Origin of the sequence: Bacillus sp. FDAARGOS_527 (assembly GCF_003812125.1) — a bacterium.
Classification (GTDB): domain Bacteria; phylum Bacillota; class Bacilli; order Bacillales; family Bacillaceae_G; genus Bacillus_A; species Bacillus_A paranthracis.
The window spans coordinates 3,137,936-3,155,425 of the sequence record NZ_CP033795.1; the positions used below are offsets into that span (position 1 = coordinate 3,137,936).

The 17,490-nt window shown below is 34.9% G+C and carries 14 protein-coding genes, 2 pseudogenes and 1 riboswitch; of the genes and pseudogenes, 8 read left to right on the plus strand and 8 right to left on the minus strand.

Going from position 1 to position 17,490, the window contains the following annotated elements; translation table 11 throughout:
• Window positions 1-129 precede the first annotated feature (129 nt).
• Window positions 130-375 (plus strand): annotated as a pseudogene (locus tag EGX95_RS18745) (hypothetical protein).
• On the opposite strand, the gene EGX95_RS18750 reads toward EGX95_RS18745, so the two are convergent.
• Window positions 315-815, minus strand: coding sequence for a hypothetical protein (locus tag EGX95_RS18750; RefSeq protein WP_000708168.1), 501 nt, complete (start codon window positions 813-815; stop codon window positions 315-317). The pseudogene EGX95_RS18745 and the gene EGX95_RS18750 overlap by 61 nt on opposite strands.
• 425 nt (window positions 816-1,240) lie before the next feature.
• Here EGX95_RS18750 and EGX95_RS18755 point away from each other — a divergent pair, with 425 nt between their 5' ends.
• The 4 genes and pseudogenes from EGX95_RS18755 (at window position 1,241) to metE (ending at window position 7,442) form a co-directional block, all read left to right on the plus strand.
• The gene (locus EGX95_RS18755) at window positions 1,241-2,782 is read left to right on the plus strand and encodes an MDR family MFS transporter (protein WP_000445753.1); all 1,542 of its coding nucleotides are present in this window, start codon (window positions 1,241-1,243) and stop codon (window positions 2,780-2,782) included.
• A 198-nt stretch (window positions 2,783-2,980) separates the two neighbouring features.
• Window positions 2,981-3,768 (plus strand): annotated as a pseudogene (locus tag EGX95_RS18760) (transposase).
• A gap of 159 nt (window positions 3,769-3,927) precedes the next feature.
• Window positions 3,928-4,485, plus strand: a complete 558-nt coding sequence (locus tag EGX95_RS18770; protein WP_000062073.1) for a PadR family transcriptional regulator — start codon at window positions 3,928-3,930, stop codon at window positions 4,483-4,485.
• Window positions 4,486-4,837: 352 nt separating this feature from the next.
• A riboswitch (cobalamin riboswitch) is annotated at window positions 4,838-5,026 on the plus strand.
• A 127-nt stretch (window positions 5,027-5,153) separates the two neighbouring features.
• Entirely contained in the window at window positions 5,154-7,442 is a 2,289-nt protein-coding gene (metE, locus tag EGX95_RS18775) for a 5-methyltetrahydropteroyltriglutamate--homocysteine S-methyltransferase (protein ID WP_001007591.1), read from the plus strand.
• A 37-nt stretch (window positions 7,443-7,479) separates the two neighbouring features.
• Here the strand turns inward: metE and comJ are convergent, their stop codons facing one another.
• Together comJ and nucA are read right to left on the minus strand one after the other, a co-directional pair.
• Window positions 7,480-7,869, minus strand: a complete 390-nt coding sequence (comJ, locus tag EGX95_RS18780; RefSeq protein ID WP_000424028.1) for a competence protein ComJ — start codon at window positions 7,867-7,869, stop codon at window positions 7,480-7,482.
• Between the two features lie 36 nt (window positions 7,870-7,905).
• The gene (gene nucA / locus EGX95_RS18785; protein ID WP_000811499.1) at window positions 7,906-8,340 is read right to left on the minus strand and encodes a DNA-entry nuclease; all 435 of its coding nucleotides are present in this window, start codon (window positions 8,338-8,340) and stop codon (window positions 7,906-7,908) included.
• Window positions 8,341-8,576: 236 nt separating this feature from the next.
• On the opposite strand from nucA, the gene EGX95_RS18790 reads away from it, so the two are divergent.
• On the plus strand, window positions 8,577-9,326 hold the full coding sequence (locus EGX95_RS18790; RefSeq protein ID WP_000388462.1) for a DUF3967 domain-containing protein: 750 nt from the start codon (window positions 8,577-8,579) through the stop codon (window positions 9,324-9,326).
• Between the two features lie 50 nt (window positions 9,327-9,376).
• Here the strand turns inward: EGX95_RS18790 and kinB are convergent, their stop codons facing one another.
• Window positions 9,377-10,651, minus strand: coding sequence for a sporulation sensor histidine kinase KinB (gene kinB, locus EGX95_RS18795; RefSeq protein ID WP_000420386.1), 1,275 nt, complete (start codon window positions 10,649-10,651; stop codon window positions 9,377-9,379).
• Between the two features lie 309 nt (window positions 10,652-10,960).
• Between kinB and EGX95_RS18800 the strand changes: the two genes are divergently transcribed.
• A complete protein-coding gene (locus EGX95_RS18800) occupies window positions 10,961-11,161 on the plus strand; it encodes a hypothetical protein (protein WP_000929285.1) in 201 nt (66 codons plus the stop codon).
• A gap of 123 nt (window positions 11,162-11,284) precedes the next feature.
• Entirely contained in the window at window positions 11,285-12,442 is a 1,158-nt protein-coding gene (locus tag EGX95_RS18805; protein ID WP_000434567.1) for an aminotransferase A, read from the plus strand.
• A gap of 21 nt (window positions 12,443-12,463) precedes the next feature.
• Here the strand turns inward: EGX95_RS18805 and malR are convergent, their stop codons facing one another.
• From malR to EGX95_RS18825, 4 genes are all read right to left on the minus strand, one after another.
• Complete coding sequence (gene malR, locus EGX95_RS18810) at window positions 12,464-13,486, minus strand: maltose operon transcriptional repressor MalR (protein ID WP_000219043.1); 1,023 nt, start codon at window positions 13,484-13,486, stop codon at window positions 12,464-12,466.
• A gap of 280 nt (window positions 13,487-13,766) precedes the next feature.
• Entirely contained in the window at window positions 13,767-14,609 is an 843-nt protein-coding gene (gene malD, locus EGX95_RS18815; protein ID WP_001022608.1) for a maltosaccharide ABC transporter permease MalD, read from the minus strand.
• Window positions 14,610-15,911, minus strand: a complete 1,302-nt coding sequence (malC, locus tag EGX95_RS18820) for a maltosaccharide ABC transporter permease MalC (protein WP_001194989.1) — start codon at window positions 15,909-15,911, stop codon at window positions 14,610-14,612.
• A gap of 65 nt (window positions 15,912-15,976) precedes the next feature.
• Window positions 15,977-17,236: an extracellular solute-binding protein gene (locus tag EGX95_RS18825; protein ID WP_000709919.1), complete on the minus strand. Its 1,260-nt coding sequence runs from the start codon at window positions 17,234-17,236 to the stop codon at window positions 15,977-15,979.
• Between the last annotated feature and the right edge of the window lie 254 nt (window positions 17,237-17,490).

Sequence of the window (17,490 nt, forward strand, 5' to 3'; positions counted from 1 at the left end):
TAACAATTATGTTTTTCTACAAAATAAAAAATGTACATATTGAGTGTACATTTCCGCTTAAGCTTGTCTACCATTTCTATTCTATTTCATATATATGCCATGCATCATTTTAGAAATATGGTGACCTACATGCTACAAAAGAAAAATCTATCAGATATTATACGTTTACTATCGGGGTTTCTGTAGTCGCTAAAATTACTATTTAATTCTTTCGGAGTAAACTTCATTACATACAATCAAATCGACGCTATTGTAAATATGGATCGAACAAAAAAGGGAATCAAAAAGGAACCTTTCATACAGGTTCCTTTTTATCATTGCCGTACAACAACTTCATTTGTTTGCAACGGACCATATGATACTCCGTTATATTGAAATGTATATGTAGCCTGAAATAGTGTGTTTTTGAGTTCTTTATCTTTATTTGCTTTTATTTTACAAATTAACTCTACCTTCTCATTTGGTAATAAATTATCGATTCTCCACCTTACAAGCTGGAACAGAAACTCGCTCATCCCCTTATCAACCTTTAATGAATTTGGAATATAGGCAAAATAATCTCGAATCATATGACTTACTACAACTCGTGAAATCATTTCCATTCCTTTATTTTCAACTTCAATTCGAATAATAAGTATGTCGTTTACATCATAGGTCAGTTCATATGAAAATTTTTCTTTATACATACTACGGATTTGTAATGTAACTGCTACGTTAGGACATTCATTTTCCTTTTTTGAGCCATCAATCCATAATACCGGTTGTAGCGGTATTGAACGCCTTCCTTGATCCGGAATTCGTTTCCATATTTTCATAATAATATTCACCCCATTTCAGATGCATCATATCCATACGACCTTATCCTGCCTCTCTACACAATATTAATAAAGCTCGTTACAAACGATATATAGTTATTACTCTTCCTTTTATCCTATTCGACAAAGTAAAGAAAAAACCATTTTTCATCTGTTAACAGCAGGTATTCTTACTGAAATATTTTTTTACAATTTCCTTCATTGACTTTTTACCAATACTAAGTATTACTCACTCTTTCGCTGTCCATACAACAGAATATTTTGACGGAAGAAAAAGTTTGCCTTTTAGTCAAACTTGACTATAATATTCTTTATGGCTTTGTCAGTGCACTTGTGTAAATTGATTTTTAAAAATATATTTATAATTTTTATGCGCTGCACTCAAAACTTAATATAGTTTACTTATTATTAAAGGAGGGTTATCTTTGGAATCTCAATTATCAAAAAAAGACTCCAGCAAGACAAAATTTGTTGTTGCGGGTTTACTACTTGGTATTTTAATGGCGGCAATGGATAATACAATCGTTGCAACAGCAATGGCAACAATCGTTGGAGACCTAGGAGGATTTGACAAGTTCGTTTGGGTCACGTCTGCATATATGGTAGCAACAATGGCAGGAATGCCTATCTTCGGAAAACTTTCTGATATGTACGGACGGAAACGCTTTTATATTGGTGGCCTTATTCTTTTCTTGTTCGGTTCTGCACTTTGTGGAACAGCATCTAGTATTGAGCAATTAAGTATTTATAGAGCAATTCAAGGAATTGGTGGCGGAGCTCTTATGCCTATCGCCTTCACTATTATGTACGACATATTCCCACCAGAAAAGCGCGGAAAAATGACAGGGCTATTCGGTGCTGTTTTCGGAACATCTAGTGTATTCGGCCCTTTATTAGGTGCTTATATTACAGACTATATAAGTTGGCACTGGGTCTTCTATATTAATATTCCATTAGGACTTATCTCCTTCTTCTTCATTACGAAATATTATAGTGAATCTCTAGAATTTAGAAAACAAAAAATTGATTGGGCTGGCGCTATTACACTTGTTATTAGTATCGTTTGCTTAATGTTCGCATTAGAACTTGGTGGTAAAGAATACGCATGGAATTCCACTGTGATTATCGGCTTATTTACAACAGTTGTTATTATGCTTATTATTTTCTTCTTCGTAGAACGAAAAGCAACCGAGCCTATCATTTCTTTCCATCTATTTAAAAAACCTTTATTCGCAGCTAGCCAAGGTGTTGCCTTTTTCTATGGTGCCGCTTTTATCATCTGTACAGTTTATATCCCAATCTTCGTTCAAGGTGTTCTCGGTGGTTCAGCCTCAAATGCTGGATTAATTTTAACACCTATGATGATTGGCTCTGTAATTGGAAGTCAAACGGGTGGACAGTTAGCTTCTCGAACAAGTTATCGTAACATTATGATGGCATCTGGAGTTTTCTTCGTTCTTGGCATTTATTTACTAAGCACTTTAACAATGGACACACCTCGCCTACTCGTAACACTATTTATGGTTCTCGCTGGACTTGGTGTTGGTTTCTCATTCTCAGTTTTAAGTATGTCTTCGATTCACAAATTAGAAATGAGAGACCGTGGTTCTGCTACATCAACAAACTCATTTTTCCGTTCACTCGGTATGACTCTTGGTGTAACGATTTTCGGTACAATTCAAAATCATATTTTTACAGATAAACTAAACACTCTCTTCCCACCTGAACTAGCAAAATTAGCTCCAAAGGGTGGAGACACAAGTTTCTTATTATCACCAGGTGCTACCGATAAAATACCAACTGAAATATTAACTGGTATTAAAGAAGCTCTAGCTACATCTATTGCCAGTACATTCTTCTGGGCACTGATCCCGGCTGTACTAAGTATTATTTGCATTTTACTTATGGGAAATGAGCGTCTTTTTACAGGACCAAAAACGAAACAAAAACAAAAGCAAGTAAGTTAGTATAGAAAAAAGAAACGGCATACCCTTTATGAAAAAGGGTATGCCGTTTATAATATATAAAGTAAATCTTTGATCAGTAAGGAACCATTCCTACTGGTTATTATCCCTCACCAATCGGGATCAAGTTTCTATATACAGCAGAAAGAAACAGTAAACAAAACATAGACAAAAGTGTGCATATATAGCAAAAAAGTAATTATGAAACAATATAAACCAAAAGAATTTTCAGAAATGCTTAATGTCTCTGTTAAGACATTGCAAAGGTGGGACAATCAAGGTGTTTTACCTGCTTACCGAAACCCAAAAGGAAGATATTTTGTATCTGTACTTTGCGAATTGGAAGAAATGGCAACAAAGTTAGCACTCAATAAAATAGGTCTAGGGATTGATTTAGGAGTGAAGGATTTTGCTACACGTAGCGATGGTATCGTTCATGAAAACATCAACAAAACAATAAAAGTAAAAAAGATAGAAAAACGGTTAAAACGTGAACAACGCTCTTTAGCACGTAAATTTGAAAATCTAAAAAAAGAGGTGAAAAATCTGTTACTAATAAAAGAGTGAATATAGATAAAAATGTTCTTAGAGTGCAAAAGTTGCATGCTCGATTAGCGAATATTCGAATAGAGTATGTAAAGTCTATTGTAACGAATGTGGTGAAAACCAAGCCAACGTTTATTACAGTGGAAGATTTGAATGTGAAAGGTATGATGAAGAATAAACATTTATCTAAAACAATTGCCAAGCAGTCTTTTTTTGCTTTTAAAACGTGGCTTTTGACGAAATGTGAGGAATATGGAATTGAATTACGTCAAGTAGACCGGTTTTATCCATCGTCAAAGTTATGCTCATGTTGCAGTCAAAAGAAAGCGGATTTAAAGCTATCTGACCGAGTATATACATGTGAATGTGGCAATGTAATGGATAGAGATTTGAACGCAGCGATCAACCTTTTACAAACAAAAGAATATACAATACTAACGTAAATAGTTTGTATATATGTACGGTGGGCTACATCGGAATTTACGCCTGTGGAGTGTCACAGCAAACTGTAGTAGCAAGTGATTAGCGAGGCAGGGCACGTAGAAGCAGGAATACTCTAAGAATATACATTTGTCTATATTTTTAGTAGCAGTTGAGACAGAATGAGCATGAAATTAGTCATTCTCGGTTTGCTACTCGAAGGGGATAAACATCCATATGAAGTGCAACACATCATGAAAGAAAGACAAATGGATTGTTATATTAAATATGCAAAAGGATCACTTTATTACGCCTTCGAGCAATTAGAAAAGCAAGGTGCAATTCGTGTTACAACTATTGTTCGAGATACAAATAGACCAGATAAAACAATTTTTCATATAACAGACGAAGGTAAACGGTTATTTCACACATTACTATTAAAACAATTCGAGGCAAAAAATCAAATATATAAACCAATTTATTCGGCACTCTCTTTCGCTCATTTTGGTGATGACCAAGAGTTAGTTCCGATTTTAGAAAAAAAGAAAAATGATACCATTCAATATTTACATAACATGCAAACTATTTATGACTGTAGCAACGGACAAATTCCACGTGCACAACTATATATTTTGCAAAGTGTTATTGAACATATTACAGTTGAATTGCAATGGTTAAACACCCTTCTTGCAGATGCTGTTGCCGGGCGACTTTCAGAAATTGATATTGATACGGATTAAACTTTTAAAATAGAAACTGTAAAATGACAATATAGTTATTTTATTTCAAAGTCTAAAACAAGTATAACCCCATTCTAATTTAGGTTGGGGTTATGCTTGTTTAATTTTCTATATAAGATAAACCAATTATTTAATAACATAACTGGCATCTTATGTATGTATAGGTACCCATTTCTTTATAAATTTAATCGCACTTTATTTCAATTCTCCTCATGTTTCTTCACTCTAAAAAAATCAGAAAAATACAAATAATTAAAATAAAAAACTTTAGAATTTTCTTATTTCAAAACAGTAGACAAAATTCCAAAAATTGTGTTAGAATTTGTTTCAATATCATATCGCTTGTTAAATTCCTTTCAAAAGGAAAATGGGTACACGAACAGTTTGTTTCGTGTTTAAAAGGGAAGCTTGGTGAAACTCCAACACGGTCCCGCCACTGTAAATGCTGAGATTTCTTTTTAATGCCACTGTGAAAACGGGAAGGTGAAAGAAATCATATGAAGCATAAGTCAGGAGACCTGCCTGTTTTAACAACACTGATAGATTCACGGATGATGATGAGGTGTTAAAACAAAAAGGAAGGCTTATTTTCTATGCCTTTATACTTTTTGTTATAGGTATTTCCTAGTAAACGGAAATGCTTACTTTCAATTAGGGAGGAATTTGAAATGGCAATTCAAACAAGTAACTTAGGTTATCCACGTATCGGACTACAACGAGAGTGGAAAAAAACATTGGAAGCTTTTTGGTCTAATAAAATTGATGAAGAACAATTTTTAACAACAATGAAAGAAATTCGTCTTAAACACGTTAAAGCACAGCAAGAAAAAGGGATTGAACTTATTCCAATTGGCGACTTTACATATTACGATCACGTTTTGGATACTGCTTATATGCTAGGATTTATCCCATCACGTTTTTCTGAGTTTACATCTTACCTTGATGTATATTTCGCAATGGCGCGTGGCTCTAAAGATCACGTAGCTTCCGAAATGACAAAATGGTTTAACACAAACTATCATTATATCGTTCCAGAATATGAAGAGGGATTACAAATCTCTTTAAAAGATAATCGTCCACTTCGCTTATACGAAGAGGCAAAACAAGAATTAGGAGTAGATGGAAAACCTGTTATTTTAGGACCATATACTTTCTTGAAATTAGCTAAAGGCTATACACAAGAGCAATTTGCTACTATTTTAAAACAGTTAGTTGCACCTTACGTACAACTGCTTTCAGAACTACATGCAGCTGGTGCACAAATCATTCAAGTTGATGAACCGATTTTCGCTTCTTTAACGAAAGAAGAAGTTCAACAAGCAAAAGAAATTTATGAAGCTATTCGTAAAGAAGTTCCAAATGCGAATCTTCTTTTACAAACATATTTTGATAGTGTAGAAGAAAACTATGAAGAAATCATTACATTCCCAGTATCAAGTATTGGATTAGATTTCATTCATGGTAAAGAAGGTAATCTACATGCCATTTCAAAATATGGATTCCCAGCTGATAAAACTTTAGCTGTTGGTTGTATAGATGGCCGTAACATTTGGAGAGCCGATCTTGATGAAGTTCTTACGTTATTTACAACGTTACAAAAACAAGTCCAAACGAAAAACTTCATCGTTCAGCCTTCTTGTAGCTTATTGCATACGCCAATCGATAAAACAGAAGAAACTCACTTATCGACTGAGCTATTTGACGCGTTGGCATTTGCAAATCAAAAATTAGAAGAGTTAGTTCTTATTCATTCCGCTCTAACTCAAGGTACAGAAAGCATTCGTAATGAGCTGGAAACATATCGAAATGTACATCATACAATTCGTTCATCTGCTGCACGTAACCGAGAAGATGTCAAAGCAGCACGAACAGCACTAAAAGAAGAAGATTTTTCACGACCTCTTCCATTTGAAAAACGATACGAATTGCAACAAGTTGCTCTGAAGTTACCGTTGTTACCAACAACAACTATCGGTAGCTTCCCGCAAACAACTGAAGTTCGCCAAACGCGAAAAGAATGGCGTAACGGTGTTATTTCAAATGAACAATATGAACAATTTATTGAAAAAGAGACAGAAAAATGGATTCGTTACCAAGAAGAAATTGGTCTTGATGTTCTTGTACATGGTGAGTTTGAAAGAACTGACATGGTCGAATATTTTGGTGAACGCCTTGCTGGTTTCTCATTCACTAAAAACGGTTGGGTGCAATCATACGGTTCCCGCTGCGTAAAACCACCTGTTATTTATGGTGATGTAGCCTTTATTAACGGAATGACTATTAAGGAAACTGTTTATGCACAAAGCTTAACAGAGAAAGTTGTAAAAGGAATGTTAACTGGACCTGTTACGATTTTAAATTGGTCCTTCGTTCGAAATGACATTCCAAGAAAAGAAGTTTCATATCAAATTGCATTAGCTCTTCGTCATGAAATTGAACTACTTGAATCTTCCGGAATTCGAGTAATTCAAGTCGATGAGCCAGCACTTCGTGAAGGAATGCCACTAAAAGAAAAAGATTGGGACGCTTATATTACATGGGCAGTACAATCCTTCCTTTTAGCCACTTCATCTGTAGCAAATGAAACACAAATTCATACTCATATGTGTTACAGTAACTTCGAAGATATCGTTGATGCGATTCGCGCATTAGATGCAGATGTGATTTCTATCGAAACATCAAGAAGTCACGGTGAATTTATTGATACATTAAAACATACAACATATGAAAAAGGCATCGGTCTAGGTGTATATGATATTCATAGCCCACGTGTACCAAGTAAAGATGAAATGTATAAAATCGTAGAACAATCTTTAAAAGTATGCGATCCTAAATATTTCTGGATTAATCCTGATTGTGGTTTAAAAACGAGAAGAACAGAAGAAGTTATTCCAGCTTTAGAGCACATGGTGCAAGCGGCAAAAGACGCTCGTTCCTTGCTAAAAACAAACGCATAATAAAAATGGGGTATCCTTTTTGAGGATACCCCATTTTTTATTCTTTACTTTCAAAAAAGAATTCATATTGTATTTTATATAATTCATCATCCGTTGGTTCTTCAAGGGGTGTTGCCTGTAATACAACCGTATACTCACCATTTGGAATAGGAATTTGAAATTTATTTGAAAGAATACTTGTTACAACGATACATTCATTTTCAACTGTAAAAGGAACTGTAACCGTTCTAATTACTTCTTCTTTCTCAATATGTTTCCCTGGGGTCACTTTTACTTCACAAGTATAATCAGAAAGTGCTTCAAAAATAACAGTTCCATCCGCCTTCGCATAACCTCTCTCAAAATCTTCATCCGTCCAGTCAACGTAAGGCTGCTCACCGTCATAATTCATTAACATTAATTGCGAATACGAAATTGTTAACTCCATCGTTTCCCTCCTCCTTCATTATGAAATATACAACTACTACTTTACGTCAAATTTTACACGCGTACCATCTGGGTATTTATCTAACTTATTTCCTACCCAAGAGCCTGCTCCGCGATTATCTGCTGGACTTATATATTCGATGTGCGCTCCTTTTCCGCCTTCTTTACACATCGCCATTGGCCATTCATCACGATCATACCCTTTTTTTGATGGGTATGGAGCTAACGATAATTTTCTTCTATCCGCAGCTCCACCACGGTCGATTGTACACACTTCTGAATGCCCTTCTTTTATAGCATCCGTAATATGTTTCCCTGTCTCTGGGTATCGATCTTTCGGAAATTCTAGAACTTGATCATACGCATTTGTTTTTTTAATACTTGTTTCCTCTGGAACAAGCACTTCATACACCGCTACTACAATAGAAAGAATTGCAATAATTGAAATGATAATACCTTTTAATTGCTTCATGTATACCTCCATGATTCTACCAGTTTCTTCTCCTCAGTTATTATAACAAACTTCTCCTGTATATGTTTTCAGACATTATTTTAGCTCTTCTTCGCCATTCCGCCAAAAACTCTCATTTTTCTTCATCTTTTCACTAATGCTGTAGAAAACTAATAACCTTCCGACATTCTTTTTCAAAGGAAGTCCTCATAAAAGATTGAAATGATATATACGATACTTTTTGGGGAGGAAATATTATGGAAGCTACCTATAAAACGAAAGATGTGACGAATAAAACAGGCATCCCAAAACATATAGTCCGCAAATATAGTCAACTGTTAGAAGAACATGGTTATATAATTTCCAAAACAGCTGATGCTCGTATTTATAAACTTGATGATTTAAAACTATTGAAATCTATACATGAAAGAGCTGCTACATTGCAGGAAGATATTTCAGAAACGATACCAATTATTTTAAAAGAAAAAGAGGCCCCACCTGTACCAGTTATACAAAATACGCAAGAAATACAACCGAAAGAAAAAGAAGATGGGCGCAACTTCGAGGAATTCATGTTAAAACTTGAAATGCTCGCTCAACTAAATGAAGCCATTATTCATCAAAATTCTACCCTTATTACCCAAAATCGTTTAAAAGATGAAAAGCTAGATGAGTTGATGCAACAAGTTTATGTAAAAGAAGGATCTCAGGAAAAAATGCTACAAGAGTTAGTGGATCATGCCGCTCAAACAGATGCTCTGCAAAAAGAAAAGATGGACTTATTAATGAATCATATGTATAAACGAGAATCTAAACAAGAAGAAAAAATGAATAAACTCGTAAATCAAATTTATAATAAAGATAGCAACCGTGATGCACAACTTATGCAAGTAATTCGCGAAATTCAAGAAACAAAAAGATTAGTCGCCGCCTCAAAAGAACAAAGTTTTTTCCAATCATTTAGAAGTTTATTTAGCCGAACAAAACAAGAAAAAACAACTGAATAGCATATATTTTTTCTAATATAAAATAAAAAGTTACCTTCTATCGGTAACTTTTACTCCTTATTTCTTACAGCTGGTAATATAATAATCGCTTCAGTTCCTTTCCCACTTTCACTTTTATATTCCAGCGTACCATTATGCGCTTGTAAAATACTAAATGTTACCATTAGTCCTAATCCTGTCCCTTTTTCTTTTAAAGAATAATACGGTTGTCCGAGCCTTGCTAATTGTTCTTTCGTCATCCCAACACCACTATCTTTAACTCTTATTACAATCGTTTCATCTTTTTGTATAGCCGTTACTTTTAAATATCCTTTATTTCCTTGAATTGCTTCAATACCATTTTTAACAACATTCATAATAGCTTGCTTCAATTTCGTTTTATCACCGATTGTATAAAGACTTTCAGAAATCTCAACTTGCAAATATACACCTTGCATCGCTGCAAATGATGACATAAGAGTTGTCATTTCTATTAATTGAGCTGATAAGCAAATATGTTCTTTTTTCTCAATTTGTGGCCTTGCTAAATTTAAATAATCTGAAATAATTTGTTCTGCCCGGTCCAATTCAGCTAATACGAGACGCATATAATCCTTGTTCTTCACATCTTCCGTACTTTCTAGCAATTGAATAAAACCACGAACAACAGTGAGCGGATTTCGAACCTCATGTGCAACACTTGCTGCTAACTCACTTACAATATTAAGTTTCTCTGACTTTTGCATCTCTGTACGTAGTATTGCATTTTCATTTAAATATTCTGTTAAGTACACCTGAAATACCATTGTCATAACCATAATAAGCGAAGCAAATATATATCCGCTATATAAGTGCGAAACATATGGTGTAAACCCCGTTTCTAACAGAACGTTAATCATACCAATCACTAAAGAAACAAGTACGTACAATGATGAAATCATAAATGCTAAAATTAGCTTCTTATCCCTTGAAAATAGAGACCATTTCTTTGATAAAAATAATGGAACTATCAATAGAAATATTACTTCTATGACTGGAAGAAGGTTTATGCCCTTTAGCGCCCATTCATAGACAACAAAAATAACGGCCGGGATTAAACCAACAATCCCACCATATAAAAAACCACTAACAATTGGGATTGGGTGAAAGTTATACCCGCAAACGTCCCCAAAACAAATAGAATATGTCATAGAGAGAACGAGTGTAATGCTAGATAAAAACATAATAAAGTAGCGGTTCGGCTTCGGAGGCATTTCTTGATAACGATTTAAACGAATCGCTTCGTATAAAAATAGTGGCAAAATAATGATTGCAATTTGGATCATTAAATCACGGATAAGCTCCATAGCCTCTCATCCCCTATATGTATTTTGATATGATTATATCATTTTACAGGTTTGTTTGTTTTAAAATTTTGATTTTTCTTAACATATTTGTTAATTCTTTGTTAACAACACATAATAATTGTTACAGATTTTCGAAATGAATGTAAACCCTGTACCAAATTTCTGCCCGACAGTATACAATGAATACGGATTACAAAGAAAATAAAAAATACTTCATAAGACGGACAACTATAGCAAAATACAGCATATAATCCATACTATCTATGTTTACAAATAAGTGATCATTATTTTAGTAGGAGGAAGATAAATATGGCGGGTACTACGCTTGTTTTAAAAGAAGAAAATTTGGTCGTTCTAGAAAACGTTGAAAAATCAGTGTATGAAGAGTTACAGCATAAAACAGGAGAAGAAAATTGCACATGCGCTGTGAATGAATCAGTTGTTCACCTTGGCAAAGTATCCTCTGTACTTTGGAATGAAGATGAAATAGATTGGGAATACGGATATTAAAAAGTCGCTTACAGCGGCTTTTTTTCTATTATCCCTCTCTTTCTACATACCATATACGCAAGCGAAATGATAGAAAATATGTTAAAATGAACTTAATTTTCAAACGGAAGAAAGGGAGATACAATGGAACAATTCATTAACCCTAGAGTAAAGGACATCCAAATTTCTGGAATCCGTCAATTCTCTAACATGATTCAAAACTATGATAATCTTATCTCTTTAACAATTGGACAACCTGATTTTCCTACACCTTCTCTCGTAAAAGAAGCGGCGAAACGGGCTATTACAGAAAATTATACAAGCTATACACATAACGCTGGTTTACTAGAGTTACGCAAGGCAGCTTGTAACTTTGTAAAAGATAACTATGATTTACATTATTCACCTGAAAACGAAACCATCGTTACAATCGGTGCTAGTGAAGCAATTGATGTTGCATTTCGAACGATTTTAGAGCCAGGAACAGAAGTCATTTTACCTGCCCCTATTTATCCAGGGTACGAACCGATTATTCGATTATGCGGCGCAACACCTATTTTTATCGATGTTCGTGAAACTGGCTTCCGTTTAACAGCCGAAGCACTGGAAAAGGCCATTACAGAAAAAACAAGATGCGTCGTACTGCCGTATCCTTCTAATCCAACTGGTGTAACTTTATCAAAAGAAGAACTACAGGATATTGTAAATGTTTTAAAAGATAAAAATATTTTCGTTCTTTCTGATGAAATTTATAGCGAACTTGTATATGAACAGACACATACATCGATCGCTCATTTCCCAGAAATGCGTGAAAAGACTATCGTCATTAACGGTTTATCAAAATCACATTCTATGACCGGCTGGCGTATCGGTCTATTATTCGCACCAAGATATTTAGCTGGGCATATATTAAAAGTTCATCAATACAACGTAACGTGCGCTACTTCAATCGCTCAATATGCTGCAATTGAAGCTTTAACAGCTGCTAAAGATGCACCAAAAATGATGCGTCATCAATACAAAAAACGACGTGATTACGTATATAATAGGCTCATTCAAATGGGCTTAACAGTTGAAAAGCCCACAGGTGCATTTTACTTATTCCCATATGTTGGCCATTTAACATCTTCATCATTTGATTTTGCACTTGATCTTGTGAAAGAAGCTGGACTTGCCGTCGTTCCTGGAACAGCATTCTCTGAATATGGTGAAGGCTACCTTCGCTTATCCTATGCATATAGTATTGAAACTTTAAAAGAAGGCTGTGACCGTTTAGAAGCCTTTCTACAACAAAAAAGCTAAGAGTTAAACTCTTAGCTTTTTTTATGCATAATGATCGCAAGTTTGACGCTTCAGTAATTTATGCGGAATAATGATACACTTTGCAGTAGACTCCGCATTCTCTACTTTATCAACTAAAGCTTTTGCTGCCTCATATCCTAGCTGATATATATTCACGTCAACTGTTGAAAGCGGAGGACTCGCAATTTCTGATAATAAAGCATTATTAAAGCTTACAATTGAAACATCCTTCGGTACAACGAATCCTTTTTTAGAAAGTGCACTTAGCACACCAAGTCCAATCAAGTCATCCGTTGCCATAATTGCTGTCGGTGGTTGCTTTAGCCCCATTAATTCCTCCACGGCTTGTTGACCACTTTCTCTTGAAAAATCAAAATGTAAAATATACTCTTTCGGCAATACAATGTCTGCTAATTTTAAAGCATCACTCATACCAGCCAAACGATCTCTCGTCACAAGTAAATCTGATCCACCGCCGATGAACGCGATTTGTTTATGACCTAATGAAATCAAATATTCTGCTACTTCTCTTGCAGCTGTATAATTGTCATTATCTACATATGTAATTTCTTCTTTACGATCATATGGTTTCCCGATTAATACGAACGGGAAATTTTGTTTATGTAAATATTGAATAATCCGATCATTCTCTCTTGAATATAAAAGAATAATGCCACCAATTTGGCGCCCCTGCACCATCTTTACAACACCATTAAAAATTTCATCTTCCGTTTCACCTGTCGACATATAAAGCGCATACCCTTCCACATGTGCAAACGAACTAATCCCTCTTATAACTTCTGGGAAAAACGGATTTTGAAAAGCTTTACTTGCAGAACTTGGCATAACAAGGCCAAGTGTTTTTGTTGTTTGGTTAGCTAGGTTTCTTGCGTTTAAATTAGGATGATACCCTAGTTCACTCATTACTTTCCGAACACGACGCTTTGTTTTTTCACTTATACTTGGATTATCAGCAATTACACGAGAAACGGTAGATGGTGCTACATTCGCCTTCTTCGCCACATCTTTAATTGTAACTGTCATAAAAATCCCCCTCCTTTCACTTCTCTGCCATTTTATATATTTTCATCTTGCACCCGTTGCAAGTAATAGGGGAAGTCATAAACTTTCATTGATTCTATCTTGTAAAACCTATCATATTCTCCCTCTCCATGTATTGTAAGGGATAGAGCTCTTTTTTCCTATACTATAATATACTATTTATTTCACTTCTTTTCATATGGGATGTCAAATCTCTTTTCATCTCCCTATAAAATGTTTTATAGGAAGATGAAAAGAAAAATGGGACATAATGTCCCATTTTTCATCCTTTCGTACCTCCAGCAGTTAAACCAGAGATAAAGTATTTTTGTAGTGATAGGAATAAAATTGAAATTGGGATTGCAATCAATACGGAACCCGCTGCGAACGTTGTAAATTCATTCCCAAATTTCTTCGCCACCATTTCATATAATCCAACTGCTAACGTATAATTTTCTGGTGTGCGCAAAATAATACTCGCTAAAATAAAATCTGTAAATGGGCCGATGAAAGTAAATAACGCTACAACCGCTACGATTGGCTTTGCAAGTGGCATAATGATTTGCCAAAAAATACGGAAATGCCCTGCTCCATCCATACGAGCTGACTCATCCAATTCTTTCGGAATCGTATCAAAATACCCTTTCATAAGCCATGTGTTCATTGGAATTGCCCCGCCTACATAAATTAAAATTAATGCAAGGTGCGTATCAATTAATCCTGTTAACTGTGCTAATACGTATAAAGCGATTAACGCTGCAAAGTTTGGAATCATTTGCAAAATTAAAAATGTTAATAAACCATTTTTTCTTCCAACAAAACGGTATCTCGAAAATGCATAAGCAGTAAAACTAATTGCTAACACTGAAAAAATCATCGTTAAAACACTTACTTTTAATGTGTTTTTATACCATAGTAAATAATTACTATTCTCTAAATCTAATAACTTACGATAATGATCTAGTGTTGCATTTTGCGGAATAATACTTGATCCAGATAAACTATCACCCGGATTAAACGATGAGCCAATAATCCATAATAATGGATAGAAAATGATGGCACACATTACGAAAATAACGAGATAACTTAATGAGAGACGTAACATCTTTTGTCTTTTAATATTCATTTACATCATATCCTCTTCTTGGAATGATTTTGTTCTCTTAAATTGCCATAACGCAACTGTAATAACGATTAACGATAAGATCATTGTAAGAGCTGCTGCTTTTCCGTACTGCGCGGAAGTCATCGTTAACTTATAAATCCATGAAATTAAAATATCTGTTCCACCTGCGTCTTGTCCAGCTACAGCAGGACCTCCGCCGTTAAATAGATAGATGATACTAAAGTTATTAAAGTTAAACGTATATTGCGTAATTAATATTGGTGCTGTTGCATATAGAACAAGTGGCAATGTAATTTTACGAAACTGTTGCCAAGCTGTAGCTCCATCTACTGTAGCCGCTTCGTATAATTCTCCTGGAATCGATTGCAGTATACCTGTTGTCATTGCAAAGACGAACGGGAATCCAAGCCACGTTTGAATCATAATTAAAGCAATCTTCGCCCAAAATGGATCTGTCATCCAAGCAATCTTTTCAATTCCGAATAAAGCTAATACTTGATTGTTAATCGCTCCAAATGTTTCATTAAACATACCAGAGAAAACAAGAATAGATACGAATGCTGGGACCGCCCACGGTAAAATGAAGATTGTTCGAATAATCGCCTTCCCTTTAATACCAGGCTGATTTACGATAATCGCTAAGAAAATACCAAGTGCAACTTGTAATGTCGTTGCAACGAATGTCCAGATGACAGTCCAAGAAAATACACTTAAAAACGTTTCTCTCCACATCGGTAATGTAAAGATATCAATAAAGTTTTTAAATCCTACCCAATCTACTAATTTAGCTGGAGGAGAATGATATAAATCATAGTTCGTAAATCCAATTAAAATTACGAAAATGATTGGAAATACAACGACAAAGATAAGTAATAAAAACCCTGGTGAAACCATTAAATACGGAAAACCTTGGTCTAGTAAATTACGGTATTGCTCTTTTACAGAGTTTAACGGTGTTCCTATATCCCGTTTCTTTCCGTTTTGGTATGCATCATATAAATTAAATGCATATATTCCGAGTCCAAACACGATGACAATGAGTGCCAAGATTCCTTCTACTAATAGAAAGACAGAATGGTCACGTGGAACTTCTGTACCAAGCGTTACAATTCCCCATAATCCCATATTTAATAAATCAGCAAAGGCTACAATAAATGAACCTGTTAATACTAGAAAAATAAGACCTTTTACAAATTGTTTATTATACATTTGGCCCACGCCTGGAATGATTGATAACATGGTTGCCATTTTCCTATGTTTTGAACCGTTTAAGCCGTTTGCTGGTTCCATAGATGTTTGCATGTTCCTTCCCCCTTTTTTCTTGGGAGAGAATTCGTGCCCCTCATATTAGAGGCACGAATTTCACCTTATTTTTTCTTACTATGATTTGCCTCAATATTACCTTTAATTTGCTTCACTGCATTATCAAGTGCTGCTTTTGGTGCCTCTTTATCCGTAACAACTAATTGAAGCGCATCTCCAGCTGGTTTCCATACTTCTTGCATTTCTGGAATGTTTGGCATTGGAATTCCATTTTCAGATTGTGTTGCAACTGCTTTTGCAGCTTCGTTATCTTTAATAATTGGATCTTCCATTACTGCTTTTACTGGAGGAATTTCTTTCGTCTTCTCAAATCGAGTTTTTGCGTTTTCTTCATTCGTTACCCATTCAGTGAACTTTGTAGCTAAATCATTTTGTTTAGAGAAACTTGTTACATGCCATCCTTTAACCCCAACAAACGTTTTCATTGGTTGACCATTTGGTAATTTCGGCATTGGAGCAACGCCATAATCAATTCCGTTCTTTTCCATTGCTTGGAACGCCCAAGGGCCGTTCATGATAGATGCTGCTTTTCCTTCATTAAATAGCCCATCAGCAGCAGGTCCACCAGATTCACCGATAATACCTTTCGGGAATAACTTTTCTTTGTACCATTTTTGAAGATACTCAGCACCTTGTACTGCTCCGCTATTATTTAATCCAACATCACTTGCATTTGGCTTTCCATCTTTTTCACCAAACACATAACCACCCATACCTGCCATGAATGCATTAGCAAAGTAGAAGTTATCTCCTAATGCTAAAAATCCGTACTTGCCATCTTTCGTAAATTCTTTTGAGAAGTTAAACAGCTCGTCCATCGTTTCTGGCGCTTTTGGCATTAGTTTTTTATTGTAAATAAAGACTGGTGTCTCAATTGCTTTTGGTAAACCATATAATTTTCCGTTATATGTCTGTGCTTCTATTGATGAATCAGTAAATTTACTCTTTACAGCATCATCAGCTTTCACTTCAGAAAGTAAACCTTCTGTTACTGCATTTCCGATTTGATCATGTGGCAATGTTACAACATCTGGTCCCGTCCCCGCTGGTCCATCAAGGCGTAACTTCTTCACTTGATCTGTCATTTGCATTTCAACAACTTTTACTTTTACTTTATATTTTTCCTCAAAGCTTTTCACTGCTGGTTCTAACCCAACACCTTTTTTATCATCTTCCCAAACGAGTAGATCGTAATCTTTCTTTGCTTTACTTTCTTCTTTTTTCCCTGAATCTTTCGGTCCACATGCAGATAACATACCAATTGATAATGCTGAAACCGTTAATAATGATAATGCTTTCTTCATCCCAAAAACCTCCCTGAATTGTATATGTACCTTACTAATTGAAAACGTTTGCATTGAATAGTTTAATAGAAGCGCAAACGATATCTTAATCTATGAAAACGTTTGCGCTATTTGTCTATCATTATACATTCTTTTATTCATTTTGCAAATATTAATTTTTAAAATATTATTACTACACTCTTTATAGATTGACTTTATATGAAATGAATACTACTCTTATAAGCAATATTAAAGCTATGCAAAAAGCAATCGTT